The sequence below is a fragment of the Litorilituus sediminis genome (assembly GCF_004295665.1).
GTDB lineage: Bacteria > Pseudomonadota > Gammaproteobacteria > Enterobacterales > Alteromonadaceae > Colwellia > Colwellia sediminis.
The window spans coordinates 2,758,764-2,780,911 of the sequence record NZ_CP034759.1 but is presented as its reverse complement, the minus strand read 5'-3'; the positions used below and the strand labels follow the sequence as shown (position 1 = coordinate 2,780,911).

General features: G+C 39.3%; 16 protein-coding genes and 1 riboswitch. Of the genes, 11 read left to right on the top strand and 5 right to left on the bottom strand.

Going from position 1 to position 22,148, the window contains the following annotated elements; all coding sequences use genetic code 11:
* Positions 1-61 precede the first annotated feature (61 nt).
* Positions 62-159, bottom strand: a riboswitch (TPP riboswitch).
* 235 nt (positions 160-394) lie between these two features.
* The 3 genes from EMK97_RS12360 to EMK97_RS12350 all read left to right on the top strand — a co-directional run bounded on the left by EMK97_RS12360 (position 395) and on the right by EMK97_RS12350 (position 2,469).
* Positions 395-979 carry a HutD/Ves family protein gene (locus EMK97_RS12360; protein ID WP_130602614.1) on the top strand — a complete coding sequence of 195 codons (585 nt, stop codon included), beginning with the start codon at positions 395-397 and terminating at the stop codon, positions 977-979.
* Positions 980-1,236: 257 nt separating this feature from the next.
* On the top strand, positions 1,237-1,896 hold the full coding sequence (locus EMK97_RS12355; protein WP_130602612.1) for a lysoplasmalogenase: 660 nt from the start codon (positions 1,237-1,239) through the stop codon (positions 1,894-1,896).
* A gap of 6 nt (positions 1,897-1,902) precedes the next feature.
* Positions 1,903-2,469, top strand: coding sequence for an SOS response-associated peptidase (locus tag EMK97_RS12350; RefSeq protein WP_130602610.1), 567 nt, complete (start codon positions 1,903-1,905; stop codon positions 2,467-2,469).
* A 10-nt stretch (positions 2,470-2,479) separates the two neighbouring features.
* Here EMK97_RS12350 and EMK97_RS12345 read toward each other — a convergent pair whose 3' ends face one another.
* Positions 2,480-3,421, bottom strand: coding sequence for a redoxin domain-containing protein (locus EMK97_RS12345; protein ID WP_130602608.1), 942 nt, complete (start codon positions 3,419-3,421; stop codon positions 2,480-2,482).
* A gap of 112 nt (positions 3,422-3,533) precedes the next feature.
* On the opposite strand from EMK97_RS12345, the gene EMK97_RS12340 reads away from it, so the two are divergent.
* From EMK97_RS12340 to EMK97_RS12330, 3 genes are read left to right on the top strand one after another with little or no spacing between them, the layout of a single operon-like run.
* Positions 3,534-4,499, top strand: coding sequence for a LysR family transcriptional regulator (locus EMK97_RS12340; protein WP_130602606.1), 966 nt, complete (start codon positions 3,534-3,536; stop codon positions 4,497-4,499).
* Between the two features lie 15 nt (positions 4,500-4,514).
* Complete coding sequence (locus EMK97_RS12335) at positions 4,515-5,756, top strand: TMEM143 family protein (RefSeq protein ID WP_246028779.1); 1,242 nt, start codon at positions 4,515-4,517, stop codon at positions 5,754-5,756.
* A 54-nt stretch (positions 5,757-5,810) separates the two neighbouring features.
* Positions 5,811-6,056: a DUF6868 family protein gene (locus EMK97_RS12330; RefSeq protein WP_130602604.1), complete on the top strand. Its 246-nt coding sequence runs from the start codon at positions 5,811-5,813 to the stop codon at positions 6,054-6,056.
* Positions 6,057-6,119: 63 nt separating this feature from the next.
* On the opposite strand, the gene EMK97_RS12325 is transcribed toward EMK97_RS12330, so the two are convergent.
* Positions 6,120-6,539 carry a hypothetical protein gene (locus tag EMK97_RS12325; protein ID WP_130602602.1) on the bottom strand — a complete coding sequence of 140 codons (420 nt, stop codon included), beginning with the start codon at positions 6,537-6,539 and terminating at the stop codon, positions 6,120-6,122.
* A 275-nt stretch (positions 6,540-6,814) separates the two neighbouring features.
* On the opposite strand from EMK97_RS12325, the gene EMK97_RS12320 reads away from it, so the two are divergent.
* From EMK97_RS12320 to EMK97_RS12305, 4 genes are all read left to right on the top strand, one after another.
* Complete coding sequence (locus tag EMK97_RS12320) at positions 6,815-7,453, top strand: OB-fold-containig protein (protein ID WP_130602600.1); 639 nt, start codon at positions 6,815-6,817, stop codon at positions 7,451-7,453.
* Between the two features lie 67 nt (positions 7,454-7,520).
* A complete protein-coding gene (locus tag EMK97_RS12315; protein ID WP_211342241.1) occupies positions 7,521-9,503 on the top strand; it encodes a hypothetical protein in 1,983 nt (660 codons plus the stop codon).
* A gap of 89 nt (positions 9,504-9,592) precedes the next feature.
* Positions 9,593-14,815, top strand: coding sequence for a DNA repair ATPase (locus EMK97_RS12310; RefSeq protein ID WP_170176756.1), 5,223 nt, complete (start codon positions 9,593-9,595; stop codon positions 14,813-14,815).
* A gap of 194 nt (positions 14,816-15,009) precedes the next feature.
* Positions 15,010-16,428 (top strand): hypothetical protein, encoded by a 1,419-nt coding sequence (locus tag EMK97_RS12305; RefSeq protein ID WP_130602596.1) that lies wholly within the window; start codon positions 15,010-15,012, stop codon positions 16,426-16,428.
* Between the two features lie 92 nt (positions 16,429-16,520).
* Here the strand turns inward: EMK97_RS12305 and EMK97_RS12300 are convergent, their stop codons facing one another.
* From EMK97_RS12300 to EMK97_RS12290, 3 genes are all read right to left on the bottom strand, one after another.
* Positions 16,521-16,913, bottom strand: a complete 393-nt coding sequence (locus EMK97_RS12300; RefSeq protein ID WP_130602594.1) for a PAS domain-containing protein — start codon at positions 16,911-16,913, stop codon at positions 16,521-16,523.
* 155 nt (positions 16,914-17,068) lie between these two features.
* Positions 17,069-18,400 carry an IS4 family transposase gene (locus EMK97_RS12295; protein WP_130599454.1) on the bottom strand — a complete coding sequence of 444 codons (1,332 nt, stop codon included), beginning with the start codon at positions 18,398-18,400 and terminating at the stop codon, positions 17,069-17,071.
* 136 nt (positions 18,401-18,536) lie between these two features.
* Positions 18,537-21,257, bottom strand: coding sequence for a TonB-dependent receptor (locus tag EMK97_RS12290; protein ID WP_130602592.1), 2,721 nt, complete (start codon positions 21,255-21,257; stop codon positions 18,537-18,539).
* A gap of 425 nt (positions 21,258-21,682) precedes the next feature.
* Between EMK97_RS12290 and EMK97_RS19430 the strand changes: the two genes are divergently transcribed.
* Positions 21,683-21,883, top strand: a complete 201-nt coding sequence (locus EMK97_RS19430; RefSeq protein ID WP_130602590.1) for a DUF3955 domain-containing protein — start codon at positions 21,683-21,685, stop codon at positions 21,881-21,883.
* Positions 21,884-22,148: the final 265 nt, after the last annotated feature.

Genomic DNA, 22,148 nt, shown 5'->3' with positions numbered 1-22,148 from the left:
AAAAATAGGCGGAGTTTTGCAAAATGAAGAAGCAGCAAACCTGGGTAAAATGAACTAATAGTGTTTGCTCTGTCTTGTTCCCTACGCAGATATTAATCTGTTCAGGTACTACGGATCCCGCTTACGCGATCTCAGCCTTTGGCACTCCGACAAGTGTGTATATGTCCGTATAACAACAGCAAACTAAATTGACATTGGTCAAGGACAATACCAGCTGATTCTAACGCGCACAACTGTGCCTAGCAAGCAGTAATCTAGTGGTGCGAGCAGTGTCATGATAAATTAATAAAAGTTAAACACGTGTTTAACTGGTTTTTTGATCGCGTATAACTAGTTTTTTGATAAAAATGTGCGCTAGAATAAATTTTCGCTTAATTAGAATAAAGGACTCATCTTGATCACCGTAATTTCTCCTGATTACTTTAAAACTATTCCTTGGAAAAATGGCTTAGGTAGTACCACCGAACTTGCCATCAGCTCAGGAGGTAAATTAGATGATTTTGCTTGGCGCTTAAGTATTGCCACAGTAGATAATAATGGCGTTTTCTCTGACTTTTCCGGCTATCAGCGCGATTTAGTTTTAATAGCTGGCAAAGGCATTACCCTTGAACATGATGGCAAAAGCACTGATAACTTAACTAAGTTACTTGATGTTGCCCACTTTGATGGCGGCAGCAAAACGGTTGGCACCTTAAGCCATGGTAGCATTAAAGATTTCAATATCATGACTAAGCAAGGTCATTACAGCGCCAAGGTGAACACTTATACCAATAAGCAAGTCGTTACTATGCCAGCACAGAGTGAGTTGGTTTTTGTTTATAGTCTTTCTAGCTATTGCCAAGTATCTCAAGCAAGTTTAACCACCAGCGTGCCAACAGGCTCACTCGCACGTATTGATAATGATGAACACCTCAGTAAGCATGACATCAGCATAAGCGGTGAAAACATGATCGTTATTGAGCTAACAAAAGTAACATAACTTCCAGTGTAGTGAGCTTTTGCTCGCACAATATATAAAACCTAAGGTACATAACCTCAGGTTTGCATAAGAGATAGTGCTAAATTCAATTCATCAAAAAGTTATAGCTATTTGTGATTTCTAGCTAGATAATTTTGTCTGAATTCAAGGCTTTTTGAAGTAGGAATAGCTTGCTATTTCACTTAAAAATAACGCAGAAGTCAGTAAAAATGGCTGCTAGAAACGCATAGCTTATGCGAAACTGAGGTTACACAATAATGAATAAAAACAACACCCTAGTATTTGTTGGCTTAGCTATCGGCTTTATAGCCTCCACCTTAGTTAAGCCTTACCCTTTGAGCTGGTTAGTAAAAATGCTACCTATTTTGTTACTTATCACAGTAACTTGGCAGCATATTAAGCAGGGCAATAGCCATAACAGTGCTAAATTTTTTCTCTTTGGTCTAATCTTCTCTGTTTGCGGCGATTTTATATTAGACTACAACCGCGATGGCTGGTTTGTATTCGGCTTAGGCTCTTTCTTTATTGCTCACCTTGGCTATCTTGCCAGTTTAAAACCCTTTAACTTCCAGCAAAGCAGCCTTAAAAAAGGCTTAATATTAATTAGTTATGGTGGTTTTGGCGCAGTAATGTTTATGCTACTAGTTGATGGCCTAGGGGAGTTATTTATTCCTGTTTTTGCCTATATGCTGGTGTTACTACTCATGGCATTAGCTACGGTTTTCTCAAGTAAATCAAACCTTTGGTTAATCGCTGGTGGCATTAGCTTTGTCATATCAGATTCATTGATTGGCTTTGATAAATTCAACAGCGAAATTTATCAAAGTCAATTATGGGTTATGGCAACATATTACTTTGCTCAATTCGCGCTAGTTAAAGGCTATTTGCTCTCTTCAAGTAACGCACCTCAAGAGTAATTAACAATGTGCGGTCGCTTTGGCGTATCAAATAGTATTGTTACTAGGGTAAGCGAGTTATTTAATACGCCTTTTCAGGTAGAAGATAATCTAAATCTCAGCCCAAGCCAGCATGTTGCCTGTATCTCGCCTAGTGCTGATGGTTACCAGCAAACGAACGCCCTTTGGGGCATCAAACCAGATTGGTCTAAAAAGCTTATTATTAATGCTCAAAGTGAAACTGTTAAGCAAAAGCCCACCTTTAAGAATGCCTTTGCTCAGCAGCGCTGCCTAGTACCTTGTAACGGTTGGTATGAATGGCGTACCGAGTCAGGTAAAAAAGTAAAATACTACTTCGAACATGCTGATAAGCAGCCTTTATATATGGCGGGTGTGTTGTTTGCCAGTGAGCGCACAGAGCTAGTTACACTAACAACAACGCCAAACCCTAAATGCAGTCAATACCACAAGCGTATGCCAGTATTTGTTTACCCTGAAAACACCGACTTTTGGTTTAACGCTAAGGCAGAGCAATTATCACCACTGCTACTGCCTATTCATGAAGATACTATTTGTGTGACAAAAAGTGATTAGGCAAAATTCGCTAATGGCTACCTGATACGAGCTGAGTTAATTGCTCCACAATCTTTGCCTTATCTGAAAAATCAGTAAATCGATAAATTTCTTTGCCGTCTTTGACAATTAATAAGCTTGGTATATCCATCACCTGAAAATGATGAAAGTAATCATTATTTTCATCAATTTTAACAGCATAGTTTTGCTGGTATTTTTTTGTAAAGGCCGCTAGCTCTGCACTCCCTGTCCATAACCTAGAAACTAAACCTTGCCATGCAATGACATCAAATTGTCTTGATAAATCATTGATGGCACTCATAGCCAGTACGCATTGTTTAGCCACTGCTGGGCGTACTGATTCTAAATACCAATCACACCAAGTCGCACTAAAAAATATTGCCTGATGGCCATCATCTTTGACTAGTTTAAGCGCCGCAGTATCAGTTGAAAGCGTATTACTTGCTAATAATGCAAGTGGTTTATCTTGAGTGATTAAAGCGAGTTTATTATCTAGCACCTTGTCGGCCTTATGACCTATATGCACTAGGTTCATTTGGCGATCAAACAACAGGTGATATGGGGTTCCAATTAAATTAAAGGCTTTTGCTAAATCACCCTTGCTATCTGTTGCCATCTTCATGGTTAAGGAAAACTCTTGCTTAACCTTAGCAACATCTTTAGCTGTATCGTTTAAACCTAAGTTAATGGCAATAACTTGCAAATCATCAGCAAACTGCTCGGTAGCATGTTGAAAATGAGGCATTTGCTGCATACAAGGTTGACACCAAGTCGCCCAAAATTTCAGATATACCGGCTTATTACCTTGATATGTTTTTAAACTAACCACCTCACCTGAGTCTAACTTAATCGGCATAGTTAGTAGCTCATCGGGTAAATTAGTGCTTTTCGCCGTGAAAACAGTCATTAAGCTCGCGATAATAACAACTGCACAAATCATTCGTGACATCATATCTTCTCCTGATAACAGATCTAAAGCCGCTATAGCATACTGAAAACTATCACTATCGAAAGTGGAGTTATTGCCTTATATTAGTGAATATAATTCATGAGTTATTAGCATTATGGACAAAATAAGAAGCCTAGGCTTGTTTATGTCGGTGGTGGAATCAGGTAGTTTTGCCGCAACAGCAAAAAAGCATGCCACAGACCCTTCAACGGTCAGTAAAGCCATTAAACGCTTAGAGCAACAACTAGGTTTGCAGTTATTTCATCGCTCCACGCGCAAATTAAGCCTGACAACTGCCGGAGAAAAGTATGCCAAAACCGTTGGCAGCTTGTACCAACAAATTGAACATGCTGAAGAAGATATAAAAGCAGAAAACAATAGCGCTAGCGGCAAGTTAAAAATCAACTTGCCTATCTCTTATGGGCGAAATTATGTCATGCCTATGCTGTGCGAGTTTTCTAAACGCTACCCTGATATTCACTTAGATATCAGTTTTAATGATGAATACATTGACATGATTGATGAGGCAATCGATGTCTCTATTCGCAGTGGTACTTTATCCGATAGTAGGCTAGTTGCCCAAAAACTTACACCGATGGAATTTATCATTTGTGCCAGTAAAGCATTAATCGCTAATCGTGATATTAAAGTGACACAGCAAAGCTTATCTAGATTTCCTTGGCTACAATTTAGGTTCAAACAAACAGGTAAAATCATGCCAATCCATTTCAATTTTCAAGGCAAAGCTTTACAGGTTTCACCGCAAAAAACGACTATCGTTGATGATGGCGAAAGCATGATGGAATTATGTAGTGCCGGCCTTGGTTTAACCTTAATGCCGCATTTTACAGCGAAAAAGTTTGTCTTAAACGGCAATGTTGATGTAATTGCCAAAGTGGATGATTTTGCCAATTCCGGAATTTTTATTGTCTATCCCAAACGAGAAAATTTACCGAAAAGAACCCAGTTGTTGATAAACTTTATTAAAGACAGCCTTAAGAATATGGGTGAATCGCCTGAAAATACTTGGCTAACCACAATAGTATTAGCGAATGGCTTGCCGAATAACAACAATACTTAAATTAGACTTTAAACTATGACGACAACTGACAGATTCATTCCCTATAAAAAACAAGATATTATCACCATGTGCGCGCAAGAACTAAACGGCACAGTTTGTGATAAATCCTTCCAGCAATTTTGTCAGCTATTAGCCAGCGTTATTCATCACGATTATCATGATTTACTTGAATCGTTAAAAAACGATTACGCGCCATTTGACCCCAACGCAGATACCAGACAGTTAACAGCAATCACAGAAACTGAGAAAGCGAAACGACAAAAAGGCTTTGCCAATAATTTTGCCAAAGTGCTAAACGCCGCTAATTTTGAGCAAATTACCGAACAAGATTTACAAGATGCCCTGCATGAAGAGTCACTCTTTAAAGTGCGCTTGGAAGTAGAGTTTGATGACTTTGAGCAAGTGGTGTTTTATCGTCGCGGTGAATCGACAAAATCAGAAACACTGCGCTCATTTTGGGGGTTAAGAAAGCAAACCATTAACTTCACTAATTATGATCGCGTTGCAGTATTTATCACTTTCAAAGATAAACAGCACTTTGCCAATAAAAACAAACTACCACTTGGCTTTGAGCCAGGCGCAACCATAGTAAAACTATTTCAAAACGTGCCGAAAGCAGATTTAGAAATGCTCTTTCCCAACAGTGAAGTACGCATGCGCCCGATAGATAAAATTATTATCGGTGGCTCTGCACTTGTTGGCGGCATCGTGGTATTAGTCACTAAATTAGGCGCATCGATATTACTGCTGGCAGCTTTACTGGCTTTTTGGCTTGGCTGGCGACAAGAAACCGTTGAAATGACCCAGCAGCACTTTATTTCTTTTGCCATTGGCATGGGGGTATTTGGCAGCTTTATTTTCAAAGAATGGAGCAAGTTTAAAAACCGAAAAATTAAATTTATGAAGGCTCTTTCCGATAACCTGTACTTTAAAAATTTAGATAACAATGCCGGCGTTTTTCATACCCTGATAGATTCTGCCGAAGAGGAAGATTTTAAAGAAGCGCTATTAGCTTACAGCTTTTTATTAAAAAATCCTGAAGGTTTAAGCGCTGAAGAACTCGATAAGCAAGTTGAAGCTTGGTTTGCTAGCCAATACCAATGCCATTTAGATTTTGAAATATCAGACGCGCTAGATAAATTAACTAAAATGAAGTTAGTTAAGCAAACTGAGCAAGGTTATCAGGCGGTTTCGCTTGCAAAAGCCAAACAAACATTAGATTGCTACTGGGATAACATTTTCACTTATAATTCATAAAATTAGATTACAGTAGAGTATGATACTTTACTGAAAAACAAGGGAGTTAACACGATGAATAATCTTAACGAAATGACACTATTTTTTGGTTGGTGTAGCCTTATCAATATTGGTATTTTGATGCTTACCACTATCTCCCTTACTTTATTTCGCACTAGCATCAGCAAAATTCACGCAAAGCTGATGCAGGTTGAAGAAAAAACTTTACCTAGCTTATATTTCAACTACTTAGCAAACTATAAAGTGCTGATTTTAGTGTTTAATTTAGTGCCCTATCTGGTATTAAAAATGATGGCTTAATTTGGCAAATAAAAAAGCCCCTAGCAATCGCTAGAGGCTTTTATGGGAAGTAGGTATATCAAGCTAATCTGGTAGTTTTTCATCCAGCGCCTTTAAAGAACGCAAGAATAGACCAATACCACCAATAGCCAACACTAAAATCACAATTAAATCAAAAGAGCTCATGGTACGAAATGAAAAACGTAGTGATGAGATAACACCAAAAATTAGCGCAGCCACTGAGCCGATAGATAGCAGCCAACCTAAAATGTTTTTACTGTTATAGAAAATCAGGCCAACGCCAAACATAAACGGAATAAGTATCATACCGCTAGTAATATTATAGCTGCCACCCATGGCAGAAAAGCCATACAAACGCATGCCCATACCAAAACTAGAAGATACGGTAATGGCATTTAACAACATATAAAAGCCACCACACATCATAATTAGGCCAATAAAAAACTGACCAAAACCACCCGAAGTACCGCCTGCACCTTTCATAATCATTCCTTTTCTTTCATGTTTGTTCTAATAACTAAATGCTGATTTATATCATATAGACATTAATTAACTATTGTCACTATAAATGCTATAAAATCAGATAACTAGGCAAGATTAAATTTAATGATTTCTCAAATTTAATATGCTAGTTTTGCTCATCAGTGCAATATTTCTTACTATACGCCTTTGACATAATATGTCAAAGGCGTATAGTAAATACTCAGCAAACATTTTTGCACATAGTGGTTATTCACTATCAGTTTTAAGGACGAACTATGGAACAAATGTTAACGGTCGCCAGCCAATTTCCCACTTTAATTTATTCGGTTTTACTTGGCATTGTTGTTGTTTACTGGCTAGTAGGTTTATTAGGACTTATTGATTTAGACTTTGCTGGCGATAGCGATATTGATGTCAGTGGCGACGCTGACGCAGATATTTCTGTTGGCGGACTAACAGGCCTACTGCTTACCTTTGGCTTAACGGGTGTGCCTTTTACCTTAGTGATCAGCATTATCATATTAATTTGCTGGTTGATTAGTATCTATTTACAGTTTTATATCTTAGATTGGCTGCCAGATGGCATTCTTTACTACTTAGCAGGTCTCGCCAGTACGGTAGTGATCTTTTTTATCTCTTTACCAATAACCGGTGTAGCAATTCGCCCGCTAAAAGGTATGTTTGCCAGCACAGAAGCCGCTAGCAGTGATCACCTTGTCGGTAAAGATGCCACCATAGCTACCAGTACAGTAAATGAAACCTTTGGCCAAGCACGGGTATTTAATGAGGGCGCAGAATTATTATTAGATGTACGTTGCGATCCGGAACACACCTTAAATAAAGGCGATAAGGTTTTGGTTATCAAATATTTACCCGATAGCCACACTTATATCGTTGCTCCCTATTCACTTTAATTATTTGAAAATTGAATGTAATTAAGTCACATCAGCTGACGAATGTTTTTAACAAGAGGAAATTAACATGGTAATGGAACCCCTTTATTTAGCTATTGGAATTGGCGTACTTTTCGTCTTTTCACTGTTAATCATGATCGCTAAGTTTTATAACAAAGTAGAACAAGGCCAAGCACTTATCATTAACAAGCTCAGAGCAGAGCCAGAAATTAGCACCACTGGCGGCATGGTGATCCCGGTAATTCATAAAAAAGAAATTATGGATATTTCTACCAAACGCATGATGTTAGAACGTAAAGGTCGCTCTGGCCTTATCTGCCAAGATAATATTCGCGCAGATATTATTATTACCTTTTATATTCGCGTTAATGAAACCAAAGAAGATATTTTACGCGTTGCTAAACAAGTAGGTTGTGAGCGTTCTTCTTACCCAGAAACGCTACAAGAATTATTTGAAGCTAAGTTTTCAGAAGCGCTAAAAACTGTCGGTAAACAGCTTAATTTTACTGAGCTGTTCACTCAACGAGATAGATTTAGAGACAAGATTAAAGAAGTGATTGGTCAAGATTTATCTGGCTATGTACTTGAAGATGTTGCTATCGACTTTTTAGAGCAAACTTCGATTAATGATTTAGATCCAAATAACATTATGGATGCTGAAGGTATTAGACGCATTACTGAGTTAACCGCACAGCAAAGTGTTGAAACTAATGATTTAAAACGCCAAGAAGAAATTCGCATTAAACGCCAAGATATTGATGCTGAAGAGAAACGCTTAGAGCTAGAGCGTCAACTAGCCGATGCTGAAGCCAAGCAAGCACGTGAAATTGCCACCGTAAAAGCACGCGAAGAAGCAGAAACTGCAAAAATTGTTGAAGAAGAACGTGCTAAATCTGAACAAGCACGCATTGAAACTGAACAAACGGTTGCTGTTGCTGAACAAAATAAACAACGTGAAGCGGATATCGCCGAGCAAAACCGCTTAAGAGCCGTTGCCATTGAAGAAGAAAAAGTAACCCGCGCGCGTCAAATCGAAGAAATCGATCGTCAAAAAGAAGTGGAAACTCTACGCATCGACAAAGAAAAAGCGCTAGAAATCGAGCGTAAAAATATTGCCGAAGTACAAAAAGAGCGTATTGCTGTTGAGAAGAATGTCGCCGAAGAAGAGGAGCGCATTAAAGATTTACGCGTAGTCTCTGAAGCGAATCGTCAAAAAGATGAGCAAGTTATTCGCGCACAAGCAGAAGCGGAAGAAGCCTTAGTTAAAGATATTGAGGCAGCAAAAGCACAAGAACAAGCGGCTGAATATACCGCTAGAAAAATGCAAACCATTGCCGAAGCTGAACTTAAAGCCGCTAGTAAACAAGCTGAGTCGAAGAAAATTCTAGCTGAAGGTGAACAAGCAGAAGCCGCCTCAAAAGGCCTTGCCGAAGCACAAGTCACCTTAGCTAATGCTGATGCCAATGAAAGACAAGGCGAAGCAGAAGCGAAAGCGCTAGAGCTTAAATTAACCGCCGAAGCCAAAGGTATTGAAGAAAAAGCCCTTGCTGAAGCCACGGGTTTACGCGAGAAACAAGAAGTGCTCAATGCTATGTCTGAGCAAGCGCGTGAGTTTGAAACTTTTGGTTTACGTTTAAACCAAGAGCGTGAGTTAACTTTAGCGAAACTTGATAACAGCGTTGATTTAGCCGAGAAACAAGCGGATGTCTTAGCAACCGCCTTAGCCGAAGCGAATATCAATATTATGGGTGGCGACGGTGAATTCTTACGTCAATTTATGAAGTCTATCACTGTTGGTAAGTCTATTGACGGTTTAGTTGATGAAAGCGATACCGTAAAACGCTTATTTAAAGATCACTTAGCAGGCGATCGCAACATTATGGATGATTTAGGTGGCGTACTTTCAGGTGCTGCGCAATCTAGCGAAACCCTAAAGAACTTCAATATGGCAAAGCTACTGTCGACGTTAAATAACGCCGATGAAACACAAAAAGGTGCCCTAGCCAGCCTATTAAATTTAGGCAGCGAGAAAGCATCTGAAGTGAAGTAACCAGAGGTTAAGTAGTAAGTCTAAAAATTTAAGTAGGTTCTGTGCTATCAGAAATTTTCTGATAGCACGCAAGTTTTATGGAGTCTCGCATGACAGATAAGGAAAATGTCACCAATAACGCCGTTGCCGAAGGTGGTTCATATGAACTGATTCAACGCCGTTTATCCGCGTTAGGTAGTGATCTTAATAAGCAGATCAAGCAGTTAAATGAAGATCGTATAAACACCTTTGGCTCAACCGATATGAGCGTAGATGCACGGGTTAGAGTGCGCACTGAACATAACTGTGTCGCTAGAGATATTGCCGCCATTGGTGATACGTTATTGTTTGGCTACAACGTTTTTCTTGGCCTAAAGCGCAATATCACAGTGGCTGATGTTTTTAGCTTACACCAGCTAAAAGATAACCAAGGGGAAATCGACATTGTTGACTTGCCCATGGCGGGTAGCTTTCTTGAGCACCCAGATTTTGTCCGCGATTTTGACGAACTTTATACTTACTATAAAAAAACCTTTTTATCCCACGTTTACCGCCAAGGCAGTAAAGTTTTTGCCGTTTTTCAAATCGGTGAACGCCTTGATGATATTCGGGTATTTCGTTGGGGTATTGATGCTAATAACCAAGTGTCTTATATCGATAACCGCGGTGAGCGCGATATAAAACAACCAGAAAACTTTGATTTTGAGTGGCAAAAAGTTTCGCGAGAACAACAAGAACAAGGCAAACATCCACACTTTAATTTATTTGATACCTTATTTGTTGAAGCCATAGGTGGCTCAATTACCTTAAAAGTAGAAAATAATACGGAACAAGGCCAAGGTATTTACTCCGAACCAGTTGAAGATGAACATCAATCTCTTGATGATGCTGACATTCACTACGCAAAAGTTGGCGAATTAATTTTATTAAAAATTAAGCCTTATCGTGAAGAACAAACTCGCCATTTAATTTTCAATTGCAAAACTCTGCAGGTATTAAGGCAAGACGCTATTGAGCACGCTTGCATTCAACTACCTGAAGATCACGGCATTATTTTCCCTGGTGGCTATTATCTGCAAAATGGTGAACACAAAAGCTTTGAAGACAACGCGGAAGACCTGCAATTACATCGCTTTGTTAAATCACCTAATGGTGAAGACTTTCTCTATATTTTTTACGAACCAAACGAAGGCCAATACGCGCTCTTTGCCTACAACTTAATTACCCGTACTCTGCAAAACCCTATTTATGGTCATGGGCAAAGTTTATATAACAATGGCCGCGCCGTGGTGTTTAATGCCGAGTCTGAGCCATCACGCGTACACGCCATGCAAATTTGGAAAACGCCATTTTGCAGTGAAGAATACGCCAGTAACCAACCAAGCGATAACAGCTTCTTTGGTAAAATAGGTAACCCTGAGTTAGTCCGAGGCATCTCTGACTTATACAGTGTAGTTAAACTTATTTCGGTGCAAACACCGAGTAGCCAACACTTCAACGATCTCGTTAAAGAATCGCGACAATTATTCGATAAGTATCACTGGTTAAATGATAGCGAGCTGGCGACACTACAAGACTTGATTAAGCAAGTAGTAACCACCTCAGAGCTTATACTGGATGAATTTGAGAAAGTTGCCAGTATTAAGCAAGCCTCTGACGCGACTATGCAAGCTGCCCAGCAAAAGCTAGCGCGCGTAACAAAAGAGCTAAAACAGCCCAACTTCAGCACAGCAACACAATACGTTGATAGCCTAACGGAACTGGCACAATTTAAAGGTGAGCTAATCTCACACAAAGAGCTGCGTTATGTTGATATTAGTGAAATCGAGGCGATGGCAGCAAGCCTTGAACAGCTCAATAAAGACTTAAGCCAAGCCACTGCTGACTTTCTCCAACAAGACAAATCGTTAGCGCCATACCAACAAGTCATTACTGATCTTGAAGCTAAAATCAGCGCCAGTGATTCAATTTCTGCATTAAAACCTGTGCGCACCGCCATAGAAGAGCTGGTAGCCGGTTTAGAGCTGTTAAACCACACCATGTTGTCGTTAGAAATTGAAGACAGCCGACAAAGAACACGCATCTTAGAAGATATTTCTTCAGTATTTAGCCAAGTAAATCGCGTTAAAGCGAGCGCTGATATTGCCGCCAAAAGTGTCGGCAGTGAAGAAGCGCGTGCCGAATTTGGTGCCCGCTTTAAATTACTGGGCCAAAGTGTCACTAGTGGCCTAAACGCCAGTGATACTCCGCAAGCCTGTGATCAACAGCTATCGCAAGTGCTGATCCAACTGGAAGACTTAGAAAGCCAATTCAGTGACTATGACGAGTTCTATCAGGAAATACTAGCGAAAAGAAACGAAATATACGACAACTTTGAACAGCATAAGCAACAGCTTATGGATGCCCAGCAGCGCCGCTGTTTAAATTTAATGACCGCCGCCGAACGTATTATTGAAGGCATAGTTCGCAGAAGTCAGTCTTTTAATGAGCAAGACAAGCTCAATAGCTACTTTGCTGGCGACCCTATGATTGCCAAGTTAAGGCAAATCATTACTCAGCTGAGAGAGCTAGACGATAACGTTAGAGCGGATGATATCGAAGCTCAGCTAAAAAATGCTAAAGAACAAGGCGTGCGCTCACTACGCGATAAAACCGACATTTACTCTGCCGATGGCAGCCTAGTAAAAATAGGTGATCATCAATTTTCGGTGAACCGACAAAAATTAGAGTTAACCCTGCTGCCGCGCGATGAACAAATGGTGCTGCATATCAGCGGTAGTGAGTATTTTGAAAGCTTACCTGCTGATGTATTTTCCGGCACCGAACACTTGTGGCAACAAGAGTTAATTTCGGAGTCTGATAACGTTTATCGAGGCGAATACTTAGCGGCGAGTATTTTATTTTCTGCTGAAAAAGCGGGTAAGTCAGCACTCGATAAACTGAAAACTGCACTGAAAGAAAACACCTTACTCGATATTGTTAAAAAGGCGGCAGAGCCAAGATATCAAGAAGGCTATGATAAAGGTGTTCATGATGCTGATGCTGCACTCATTCTTGAACAGCTATTACCGCTAAGAGAATCTATCGGCTTACTGGCTTATCCTGCGGCGGAACGTCGCTTAGCGCTATGTTTCTATAAAGAGAGTTTAGATAATGACCAGCAAGATGATTTATTGCGCCGCTGTCATAACCTACATTTAATGACGGAAACCTTTGGTGATAACCAACTGCGCCAACAACTTACCAATGAATTAACGAAAGAGCTAACTAATTATATTGACCAGCAGCCTTGGTTAGCTTGTGATGCCTGCTTAGCAGCAAGTTATCTTTTACAAGAGCTAGCCTTAGCGGAAAGTAAATTTATCGTTAAGGCACAAAGTATTACCTTAGCCGAGCAGCTTACTAATCAATTAAAACACAAAAGCTTACAACAGCAGATAAGCCAAGCATTATCTGCCTGCACATCACTCGAACAAAAAATGCAATTGCACTATGCTTGGCTCGAGTCCTATATCTCGCATCATGAGTTAGCAACGCATCAAGATGTCTTGATAGAGGCAGCAAGCTACCTTACCTTTGCCGATAATTGTCAGTTTTATGCTTCCGAGGCGAAAACCGATTGTCTGGTTACAGGCTTATTGGGCCAACACGCAAATATTACAGAGCAAACGCTAGCTATCAACTACCAAGACTTTGTCAGCAAATTGCGTCAATTTAGTCAGCAGCAAGTCCCCGCTTTCAAAGCATTCCATCAACTCAAACAAACCATCTTAACTGAGCAAAGAGAGCGGTTAAAATTAGCAGAATTTAAGCCAAGCGCATTATCATCTTTTGTTCGTAACAAGCTGATAAATGACGTCTACTTCCCTATTATTGGCGCTAACCTCGCTAAACAGATTGGTGCAGCAGGTAACAATAAGCGCTCTGATTTAATGGGTCTTTTATTACTTATTTCACCGCCGGGCTATGGTAAAACCACCTTAATTGAATACGTTGCCAGCAAACTAGGTATGACCTTTGTTAAAATTAATTGCCCTTCCATTGGTCATGAACAAGTGTCGCTAGATCCAGCACAAGCCAATAATTCAACGGCTAAAAATGAAATTGAAAAAATCAATTTAGCTTTTGAAATGGGCAACAATGTTATGCTTTATCTTGATGATATTCAGCACACTAACCCAGAGTTCTTACAAAAGTTCATCTCCCTTTGTGACGGCTCACGTAAAGTTGACGGTGTCTTTAATGGGCAAAGTAAAACCTATGATATGCGCGGTAAAAAGTTTGCCGTTATTATGGCAGGTAACCCCTACACGGAGTCAGGCGAAGCTTTCACTATTCCAGATATGCTTGCCAACCGCGCCGATATCTACAACCTAGGTGATACCTTAAGTGGTCGCGAGCATGAATTCTCTTTAAGCTTTATTGAAAACAGCTTAACCAGTAACGCTTATATCGCGCCGCTGGCAACCCGAGATATGGATGACTTATATAAGCTAGTCAGTATGGCTGATGGTGAGCCTATTGCCTCAACTGAACTAAAACATGGTTATTCGCAAGCAGAAATCAACGAAATCATTGCCGTTATTCAGCGTATTCGTAAGATTCAGCAAACAGTGTTAGTCGCCAATGAGCAATATATTGCCTCAGCAGCACAAGATGATAAATACCGTACTGAGCCGCCATTTAAGCTGCAAGGTAGTTATCGCAATATGAACAAGATGGCTGAAAAAGTTGTGCCTGTGATGACAGATGAAGAGATTGAGCAATTAATTGCCGATCACTATCGTGGTGAAGCGCAGACCTTAACTGTTGGCGCTGAAGAAAATCTACTTAAACTAGCGGAGCTAAGAGGCAGACAAACCCCAGAGCAAAAGGCACGTTGGCAGCAAATTAAAGACGATTTTGTTCGCCATCAAAGCTTAGGTGACAGTGATAATCCTATCGCCAATGTAGCTAGCCAAATATCGCTATTACAGAAAGGTTTAAATCACATTGGCCAAGCGTTACAACAGCCGCAATCTGATGCCCTTGCAACCCTGAATAAAACCATTGAAAACTTAAAGCTTGAAGTTAATCTGGATAAAAATGATCACTCAGATATGGAGCAAACCTTAGCGCTATTTTCTAAGAGTTTAGAATCATTATTAACTCCGCTAATTTCATTACTAGTGAGCACTAAAAATGCTGATATGGAAATTATCGACACATTGAAAAACCTCAACGTGAATAGTGACAATAGCAGCCAAAGTAGCGAGTCTCATATTATGAAAGTCAGCAGAGAGTTAGCTCGGGAAAGAAAAAATAACTCTGATGAGTTAATTGCTGAAGAGTAGAATCAAGGCTAGAAATAAAGGGCACGGTTCACTGTGCCCTTTATTTAAGCTAACAATGTCTCTTTGTTTATAGCTATAGCACCTAATAAATAATTAGTTATGTTAATCAATAACTAGCATTTATTTCATACAGATAATCCTTTAAAATACATTTTAAAGCTCTTGCTCTAAAACATTAACTAAAAGGATTTTGTATGCACCTTAAAACTATCTCATTAATTTCAATTTGCAGCTTAATAACCGCCTGCGGAGGTGGAGGAAGCTCAAGTACTACACCAGATAACAGTAACTCAGGCACCAACACATCAAATACTTTATCATTGGTTGCCAAATATAAAGATGCCTGTGGAAATGAAGTGCTAGCAAGCGATGCCGCACTATTGATTCATAACGAAGATTACTCAAACAAAGAAATTATCACTGCAGATCAAAATGGTAAATTAACCTACCAATCAACCAACTCAACGCAAACAATTTCAATTGTTATGCCTGGACAAAATAAAGTAGGTAATATTACCCCTATCAATATAGCGACTTTTATTGATTACCCTATCAAGGATATGGGCGAGTTCATTGACTATACATATGAAACTGATGCCTGTTCATGTCAAACATTTAATTTACAAGTTAGTACTCCCGCGAGAGCAAACGATATTGGACAGGGAAAAATATTTGGCATCGAAGGCGCCGCAAATATATCAAGCTATAGGGGGCAAAATCATTTCGATAACTTTATGGTTTGCAAAAAGCAATCTGGAGACTGGCCTCTAGTTTCAACGATAATCAATTTCGATTCACCCAGTGAATCCTTTGCTGCCTATATTCCTGATATTGCAAATACCACTGTAATTAATGCTGAAAATCAGGGAAAGATTGTTGATATTAGCACTAATGATTACAGTGCTAATAAACGAGTTACAACTGTAATAAATGAGTTAAATTCATTAAGAAGTTATACCTTTGACTCATCGCAAAATGTCTATGCTTTTGAGCACAGCGATGTAAAATATTACGATGTTTCAGCCTACACGGTAGACTTTATGTACCAATTCCCTGAGGTAGATGAAGCAGTTTTTATAAAATCATCAACAAACAACACTACAGATATCGATAAGTCATTTGATCTTCCTATACCAGATATTGCTGCCGACAAGTTACTCGATATTCTTATTAGTGACTCAGGTCATTATGATCTTTCTCAATCAGCCTCGTTAGATTACATGGCAGTAGGTCTAAATGCATTAAGCGCTGGTGAAGATATATTAAATTGGACCGTAATCGCGCCAGCATCAGGTCAAGTACCTCAAATCGAAAATATCGATATTTCCAACTTTATTTCCGATTCAGCACTAGAATCAGCTACCGATGAAATTGAATTAACAGCAATCACTAAAAGTTTAAGTGGTATAGATGGCTATCAAGACTATCTTAGCAGTAGAGCATCTTTACCAATATTAGAATTTACAAAAGAAAAGGCTAAGGCGTCAGAGTCCGCTTTTCTCAGTATCACGCTTAATAACGCAAGTTTGCAAGGATTAAGTAACCTACCCAATAGTTCGCAAAAAATTAAAGCATATGCTGCAAATAAATTCTTAATTACTGCAAATAACTAATGTTGGAAAACAGTTTAGTATGTACTACTAAAGTTAAAGGGCACGGTTCACTGTGCCCTTTATTTAAGCTAACAAAAATCAAAAACGAATACCTACCGAATAGCCAGCGACTTTTTATATTCAAGTACCGAAGCTAAGTAAACTTGTTCAGATATTTCATTACCAAAACACCGGGTATGAATAAACTTACCATGCTCTTCATAAACGCTTGAATTATAGAGGATATATTTAATGCCGTTTTTGCCATATACCATGGCAGGGAAGTTAGTAAACGGCTCAAACCTTGCCAAGCGCGTCATCATATCTTGAAGGCAAGTTTTATCAAACTGAAACTCCGAGACATGGTGACCGACATACTCTTCTTCACTGTAGCCTAATATATTTAATTCATGTTTATTGGCATATTTGATAATACCGTCGGGAGATACCGCATGAATACCAATATTAGAGTTTTCAATAAAATCTAATGGATCTTCTTTAAACACTACAGTTATGCTCCAAGTATCTCACTTAGCTTTGAGTATATTCAATATTATTACTTTGGTAAATTTTCCCGCAGCAATACATTGATTAAACTCACTTATATCGATTTGATTATAGCTTTCAGAAAATAAAAAGGGCACAAACAGTGTAATGCCAGTCAGTTAAGCTGATTGGCATTTTTTGTATTCCTTGGATACCTTTGGGGTTTTGCCTTAACCCACCTTGGGTATTGCCTCTCTTCACGCCGCTCTGGTAATTTAAAATAAGTCATTTGTGTCAGTAAAGCTTCATAGTGTTTGGGAATATTGCCAGGGCTAGACAGAGGCAATGTGGCAAAGAACTGAGTAATTGCCATTGAGCAACTCGTGAAGCTAAGCTGATTAGGCCAAGTGCTATTAAGCTTTCTTGCTGCCGCTGTCATCCCTTGCCTTATCAAGTTGTAGCACAGAAGGAGTCCCCATAACTCCTGTTCAATCATATCTGGTCGCTTGCTTCTTAAAGTATAAGCGCTGTTAAGTAGCGATTGTTTCATCTCTCGATAGCCTAATTCTATTTCCCAGCGATACCGGTATAACTCAACCATTTCTTCGCTTGGAAAGCGTATTGGGTCGACCATTGAGGTCAGAATACGGTACTCTTTACCTTTAATTTTTTTACTCACTAATCTGGCTTCAATATGTTCTGGTAGGTCATTAAATTTTTTACGAGCTTGAGGCGTTGTTGTTAACCGAATACGTTTATCATTCTTGCCCAAACTCTGGATGACATCGTAATTTAAGTCTTTACGAGCTGGTATCATCCAGTGTCTTTGTTCTCCTGCTTGATGCCATCGATTGAGCAAACCAAGCGAGTAATAGCCTTTATCGAAGATAGTTAATGTATTATCTGGTGTCGTTTCTATTAGCCCTTCTGCTAATTTCATTTCATTAGTTCGGTAACCTGAAAATACGCTGTTGATTAGCTGGTGGCTCGTAATTTCCATGTGACAAACCATACGGATTTGAGGATAAATATTTTCTCTATGCTGGTTACTTTGCGTTTCAAATACTTTGTGGTTTTCAGCAGTATCGGCGACTCGCCATACGACACCATCAACGGCTAGCAGGTTCAAGCCCGCCCATGTTTCAAACTGGTTCGATTCATAACCATGCTGTGCCATCACTTTAAACACTTCTTTAACGGCATCTGCGCCTAACCTTTGTCTTGCTTGAACCAGTGCGCTTGGTGCCACTAATGGCTTTTTATCAGGCAACATGATATCCATCTGAGTGGCTATATCCCAAACCGACTTCTGACGATATAGTGCCATACCGATAATTGACCAAAGCACGGTTTCAAGTGGTAGGCGCCTTTTTCTAATTGTGGCGACGCCAGCTTGTTTAAAGCCTTGTTTAATCAACTCAGGGGAGAGCAACTCTGCGTATTTCTCAAAGGTGTGGAAGGTATTACAAGAACTAAAGGCTGTAGCAAGTTCACTTTCAAAGCGCATAAAAAAATCCGATAAACTTTATTTATCGGATTCTTACATATTGTAGGGATCGTTCAATTGATCCCCAAACTTTTTTGCCTTAACTGATCGGCATTACACAAACAGTGCCCTTTACTAATCAATATATTAATACTCGTTAGAAAGTACCTCGAATACCAACAGAATATCTAGGGCCAGTCTCAGTGATGTCTAAATATTGATTGCTATATTTTGCTGTCGTTATATAAAGCTCGTTGGTCACATTAATGCCCTCAAAAAATACCGTGAGGTGTTCATTAATATCATAACTACCGCTGATATCGACTTGCGCATAATCATCAACATAGTGACCATCTCGCCATGACTCTGGTTTAGACTGCATAAAGCGATCACGCTGGTTCCAAGCGACACGTAACTGAATGGCGTCTTTTTCATAAAATAAAATTAAATTGGCTGAATCGCCTAAACCAATTAACGGTAACGGGTTATCTGCCTCATCAGCCGTTGATTCACTATCAACAAAAGTTTTATTGGCAATGATGCCTAAGCCATCAAAAGGTGCTGGCAAGCTAGTAAACATATGCTGAATAGCAAGCTCATAGCCTTCAATATCCGCTTGATCTGAATTAACTGGTCGTGAAATTCTATAGTTATAAGTACCGCTTGGCACAGTCACTTGTTCTTCAACTTCTTCTGTTGATAAGTAACCATCAACATCTTTTTGAAACATAGCGATTGCGGCATAACTACCTTCATCGTAATACCATTCAATACCTAAATCTAAGTTCTTCGACTCAAATGGCATCAATTTCGGGTTCGAACCCCAGCCCGTTAGCTGAGTGACATCACCACCACCATAACCTGACTCAGGCGACATTTCATCCAGTTCAGGACGAGTAATGCTTTTAGAATAGGCAAAACGAGTGATTAAGTTCTCCATCACTTCCAATTTAGCGTTAATGCTAGGTAGCCAATTATCATAATCATGCTTAACCGTTACAGGTGTATAATCATCCCCTTCAACGGCATTAACGAAACCTGGCTTACCTTCTGATGGAATAAGATCAAGTAAAGGTACGGCAAAACCATTCGAGGTGCTATCAGTTTTAACATAACGTAAGCCTGCGGTAACTGACCAAAGCATATTGCCAATTTCACCCTCTAAATAGGCATCAGTATAAAGAGCAAACAGCTTTTCATTGATTTCATAGTTCCATGGTACAGCATGCATGGTAAAACCATCATTATCATCAAGTAACTGCTGAACCCCTGCTGGATCATCCAATTGGGCAACCACATCCGCAGAGGTGATATAGTCAAAAAAGTCTTCAGAATTAAATGTTAACCATGATTGTTCAGGTGCACCTGAGCCGCCCGATAAGAATCCATCGGCATCATACACTGAGAACATATTCTCAGGCAGCCAAATAGCTGCACTATTATCACCCCAAGTCCACGGCAATGGGCGAGTGGTTCTTAGTCGGGTGCTCGCTAAGGTTCTATCCGATGTCATAGTACCAAAGCCAATTTTATATAATGGTCCGGCTTCAACCATTAACTCAGCATCAATTTTTGCTTCTAAAACATCATCTTCACGAATATAACCAAAGCGCTCACCCCAGCCAGCTTTTAAGCCAGATGCCGAGTTGTTTCTATCAAAGGTTAATTGTGGTAGTTGCGCACCAGAGCTACGATCATAGGTATAATCACCTGGGCGAGAGGCTACCGTGTCTGTTGTACCACGTTTAGGATCTGATTTAGCTTCTGAGTAGGCTACATCAAAGCTTAGGTTTAAATCTGAGTTAACATCCCATGCGGCATTAAATCCTAAGGCGAGCAATTCATTACGAGTATCAGACTGACGTACTAGTACGTCACTGTTGCTGCCCTTGCCCATAGATAATTTCACCAAAGTACCGTTATCATCCACTTCAACATCGGTAAGTTGATCTTTGGTAAACCAGTGAGCAAGAATATCTTGACGGTACTCAACATCATACTGTGAGTAGAGTGCATCAGCAGTAAACTCCAGATTATCACTAGGTTTATATTGCAAAACTAAATTTGCATTAGTGCGTGTTCTTTCTTCTGATTGCGCAATTTGGTCATAATTTTGTGGAAAATAAATATCGTCGTAATAACTGCCATCATCCATGGTCAGATCTGTATGCCAGTAATAAGCCGTATTGGCACTATCGTAACGGCTTTTACGTTCATTGTGCGCGAAAGAAAACAGTACGCCAAATTTATCATCTTCTGTGGTATTGCTGATCAATCCGGAAAATTGCGGCGCCACTTCTCCTGTCATCTCATCGTACTGTGCTTTAGCAGTACCAACAGCTTTAAAGCCTGGAATATCAAAAGGTTTGAATGTAGTTACATTGACCGTTGCGCCAATAGCCCCTTCTTGTAAATGTGCCGCCTGAGTTTTAAACACTTCAGCACCGCTGATAAGTTCAGAAGCAAAAATATCAAAACTAAAGGCTCTGCCACCACTGGTAGTCGCTAAGGTTCGGCCGTTAAGTAGAACAGAAGTAAACTCTGGCCCCATTCCCCTAACCGTTATCAATTGCCCTTCTCCACCTTTGCGATCTATGGCAACACCAGTAATACGCTGTAATGATTCGGCCACATTTTGATCAGGGAATTTACCAATATCCTCTGACGTGATTGCATCAACTATTGTGTCTGCTTCTAGCTTAATATCTTTGGATTTAATCAAGCTATCTCGTATACCCGAGACGACAATAACTTCCACTTCATCTTTATTTTCTTCTGCTACCGCCGAGTCGGCGGCTAAAGATGCTGTTGATAAGCCAAGGTTAAGCATAACTAACGAAGATAGATATCCTAGTTTAAAGTGTTTCTTATTATTCATTTCTCTTTTCCTAGTGTGCTTGTTTTAGTATTGATAACATTGCATACAGATTGCAATATAAATTATACAATATCATTTATACTACAAATAATACAGATATGTAAAATTGAATTATCAATTCATGACGGAGTTACCAAGGAAAAATAAAGTAATCTATTGAAAATTAAGTGGAATTAATATCTTGTTCAGATGAAGAGCATATCGAAGTAGTCGGCGTTCAAGCCATTTCTGCCTGCAGATAATATCTACCCATGCAGGTAACAGCGTTTTTAACTTATTTTGAACATTGGCTAAATACGCAAATAACCAACACATAAAGCTTAATACTTTGTTACATCATGCAGTGTTATTAATAAGCATCTTTATTTATGATTTCACTCTATTAAACACGAATCATTAATACGAATATTAGGAATAAAATCACCATGCTAAAAAAAATATGGCCAAGCGTTTTCTGTTTTACTGCGTCGCTACTAGCATATTTTAGCTACCATATTATCGGCGTATCTATTGATAAGGATGGCTATTTACGAGAGCCGTTTTTTTTAATTCCAACTTCAATGCTGTTTGCGGTATTAGGAACAATGTTGTTGCTCTATTACCTCTATAGCAATAAACTCAAGTAAGCAGCATTAGCGATTCACTTAAGTATAAACGCCGTCTAAAACGTCAATATTATTTTTAGTTTTTCCTTTAAGCTGCAAAACTTTTATGTCTATCGAGATGCAAGTCTATTGAAATTATCATCAATTGAGCGTTTTACTTATTTTAACAATTCACTGAATCTAAAACCTACAAACAGTCTATTTATAAAACAAATACTTGTCATTAAGTACAGTCTGTATATACTAACAGTACTACTGTGTATATCTACAGGAATAACTTTATGGA

Bases quoted from the DNA above. Each gene is read 5' to 3' on its own strand.
- EMK97_RS12350 (WP_130602610.1), top strand. From the start codon at position 1,903: ATGTGCGGTCGCTTTGGCGTATCAAATAGTATTGTTACTAGGGTAAGC.
- EMK97_RS12310 (WP_170176756.1), top strand. From the start codon at position 9,593: ATGACAGATAAGGAAAATGTCACCAATAACGCCGTTGCCGAAGGTGGT.
- EMK97_RS12330 (WP_130602604.1), top strand. From the start codon at position 5,811: ATGAATAATCTTAACGAAATGACACTATTTTTTGGTTGGTGTAGCCTT.
- EMK97_RS12335 (WP_246028779.1), top strand. From the start codon at position 4,515: ATGACGACAACTGACAGATTCATTCCCTATAAAAAACAAGATATTATC.
- EMK97_RS12345 (WP_130602608.1), bottom strand. From the start codon at position 3,421: ATGATGTCACGAATGATTTGTGCAGTTGTTATTATCGCGAGCTTAATG.
- EMK97_RS12315 (WP_211342241.1), top strand. From the start codon at position 7,521: ATGGTAATGGAACCCCTTTATTTAGCTATTGGAATTGGCGTACTTTTC.
- EMK97_RS12320 (WP_130602600.1), top strand. From the start codon at position 6,815: ATGGAACAAATGTTAACGGTCGCCAGCCAATTTCCCACTTTAATTTAT.
- EMK97_RS12295 (WP_130599454.1), bottom strand. From the start codon at position 18,400: ATGCGCTTTGAAAGTGAACTTGCTACAGCCTTTAGTTCTTGTAATACC.
- EMK97_RS12305 (WP_130602596.1), top strand. From the start codon at position 15,010: ATGCACCTTAAAACTATCTCATTAATTTCAATTTGCAGCTTAATAACC.
- EMK97_RS12340 (WP_130602606.1), top strand. From the start codon at position 3,534: ATGGACAAAATAAGAAGCCTAGGCTTGTTTATGTCGGTGGTGGAATCA.
- EMK97_RS12290 (WP_130602592.1), bottom strand. From the start codon at position 21,257: ATGAATAATAAGAAACACTTTAAACTAGGATATCTATCTTCGTTAGTT.
- EMK97_RS12355 (WP_130602612.1), top strand. From the start codon at position 1,237: ATGAATAAAAACAACACCCTAGTATTTGTTGGCTTAGCTATCGGCTTT.
- EMK97_RS19430 (WP_130602590.1), top strand. From the start codon at position 21,683: ATGCTAAAAAAAATATGGCCAAGCGTTTTCTGTTTTACTGCGTCGCTA.
- EMK97_RS12325 (WP_130602602.1), bottom strand. From the start codon at position 6,539: ATGAAAGGTGCAGGCGGTACTTCGGGTGGTTTTGGTCAGTTTTTTATT.